Here is a 1,965-nt window from a genome sequence, read left to right on the forward strand (position 1 = left end):
TACGTCGAACCTAGTCCAGCACCACGACACGCAGAACCCCCGCGAGCGGGCCCGGCCGACTCAGCCCTTGACCAGGCCGCCGTCGACGATGAGGTTCTGCCCCGTCACCGCGCGCGCCCACGGGGAGGCGAAGAACAGCACCGCGTCAGCGAGCTCGGCAGGAGTGATCGCGCGCCGCAGCGGGGTCCCGGAGGCGATGAGGTCGAACACCTCGTCAGGCGTAGCGGCACTGGCGTCGGTGGTGCGCAGCAGGCCGCCCGAGACCATGTTGACCGTGATGCCGTCCGGCCCGAGGTCGGTGGCGAGGGTGCGGGTCAGCGACAGCGCGGCGGCCTTGGCGGCGGTGTAGTCGTGGTACGGCACCACCGGGTGCTGGAACAGGTTGGTGCCGATGGTCACGATCCGCCCGAACCCCGCCTCGCGCATCCCCGGCAGCGCGGCCTGGGTCGTGGCGAGGGTGGCCTTGACCGCGCCACGCAGCTGGGAGTCGAAATCCTCCCAGGTCAGGGTCTCCGGCCGCGGCCTGGCATCGCCGTTGAACTCGAAGTCGGCCAGCGCGTTGTTGACGACCGTGCTGATCGGTCGACCGAAGTGGGCGCGGGCCGCGTCGAAGAGGGCGCGCACCTCGTCGTCGTCGGTCACGTCCGCGCGTAGTGCGACGGCGCGGTCCTCGCCGAGCTCACGGACGAGGTCGGCGGCGGCGGCCTCGCTGCGTCGATAGTTGACGACGACGAGGGCGCCCTCGCGGGAGAAGGCGCGGATGATGTCCACGCCGAGTCCGCGGGCTCCGCCGGTGACCAGGACGACCTGCTCGTTGATACGCATGCCACTCGCTTCCCGGTGGTTCCTCACGGGGAGCGCGATGCCCACCTGCCCGCCGCACGATGACCGCACGAGAGGCGACGACGCCCGGGGCGACGCGCACGACATTCCTCCGCTGGAACTACCCAGTTCAGGTTCGACGGGTGTGTTCTCAGCCGCCCGGATGGGCGGCACCCCGTGTCGAGTGCGAGCCTAGGCCACCCGCGGCCGGCTGAACGCGAAGCCACACTGCCGATCTGTCCCGCGTGGCTGGACAACCGTCCTAGGATCGGCGAACGCCCCCGACGATCGGAGCCCCGTGACCGCCGCCCTGCCGACCTCGCTCGGCCGATTGCGCGCCCTGTTCTCGCAGGCCACGCCGCCGACCGATCTGCCCGCCCCGGGCGACTACCTCGTCACGTTCGTCGGCCCGGCACCGCTGAGGGTGGTGGCACCGCGCGCTATCGCCCTCGGCGGGATGCCGGGCTGGCAGGGCAAGCGTTTCGCCCCCGGGGGCGGCGCGATGAACCTGGTCGACGACGACGAGGGCCGCCCGCCACGGGAGACCCTGCCGATGCGGGTGACGCTGGAATCCTCGTGGTTCGACGGCGGTCAGGCGATCGTCTGCTCGTACGGCGCCTCGAGCCCGGTGCCGTGGCGCTGGGTGCGGGACGAGTTCCGGCCGCTCGACGACCGGCGCCTGATCGGCCTGACCTTCGCGGGCGGGCCCTGGTCGCGGTTCGCGGCGGCGCCGCTGCTGCTCACCCGGGCCTGAGCCCGGGGTGAGTGGCCGGGCGGGTCACCGGCCCGCCCACGGCGCCTACGCGAGGCGACGCAGACGCGGTTCGAGGTCGGATGTGAACAGGTCGAGGAAGCGTTTCTGGTCGTGGCCCGGGGCGTGGAAGACCAGATGGTTCAGGCCGGCGTCGACGTACTGTCGGACCTGCTCGACGGCCTCGTCGGGGTCCGAGGCGACGATCCACCGCTTGGCGACCTGCTCGATCGGCAACTCATCCGCGAGGCGCTCCATCTCCCGCGGCGAATCCACCGAATGCTTCTGCTCCGGTGTCAGGGACAGCGGGGCCCAGAAGCGGCAGTTCTCCAGGGCCTTGTCGGGGTCGGGGTCGTAAGAGATCTTGATCTCGATCATCCGGTCGATCTGCG

2 protein-coding genes, 1 pseudogene and 1 riboswitch are annotated in these 1,965 nt (G+C 71.4%); of the genes and pseudogenes, 1 reads left to right on the plus strand and 2 read right to left on the minus strand.

Annotation, left to right across the window (positions count from 1 at the left end):
• Positions 1-60: 60 nt before the first annotated feature.
• Complete coding sequence (locus G6024_RS14430; RefSeq protein WP_159149013.1) at positions 61-825, minus strand: 3-oxoacyl-ACP reductase; 765 nt, start codon at positions 823-825, stop codon at positions 61-63.
• An 87-nt stretch (positions 826-912) separates the two neighbouring features.
• Positions 913-1,010, minus strand: a riboswitch (TPP riboswitch).
• Between the two features lie 110 nt (positions 1,011-1,120).
• On the opposite strand from G6024_RS14430, the gene G6024_RS14435 reads away from it, so the two are divergent.
• Positions 1,121-1,576, plus strand: coding sequence for a hypothetical protein (locus G6024_RS14435; protein ID WP_159149014.1), 456 nt, complete (start codon positions 1,121-1,123; stop codon positions 1,574-1,576).
• Between the two features lie 45 nt (positions 1,577-1,621).
• On the opposite strand, the pseudogene G6024_RS14440 reads toward G6024_RS14435, so the two are convergent.
• Positions 1,622-1,965, minus strand: a pseudogene (locus G6024_RS14440) (glucose-6-phosphate dehydrogenase (coenzyme-F420)); the annotation flags it as partial.

The sequence above is a fragment of the Dietzia maris genome, assembly GCF_014144855.1.
Taxonomy (GTDB): domain Bacteria; phylum Actinomycetota; class Actinomycetes; order Mycobacteriales; family Mycobacteriaceae; genus Dietzia; species Dietzia kunjamensis.

Coding starts and splice junctions, on each gene's coding strand:
- G6024_RS14430 (WP_159149013.1), bottom strand. CDS start 825: ATGCGTATCAACGAGCAGGTCGTCCTGGTCACCGGCGGAGCCCGCGGA.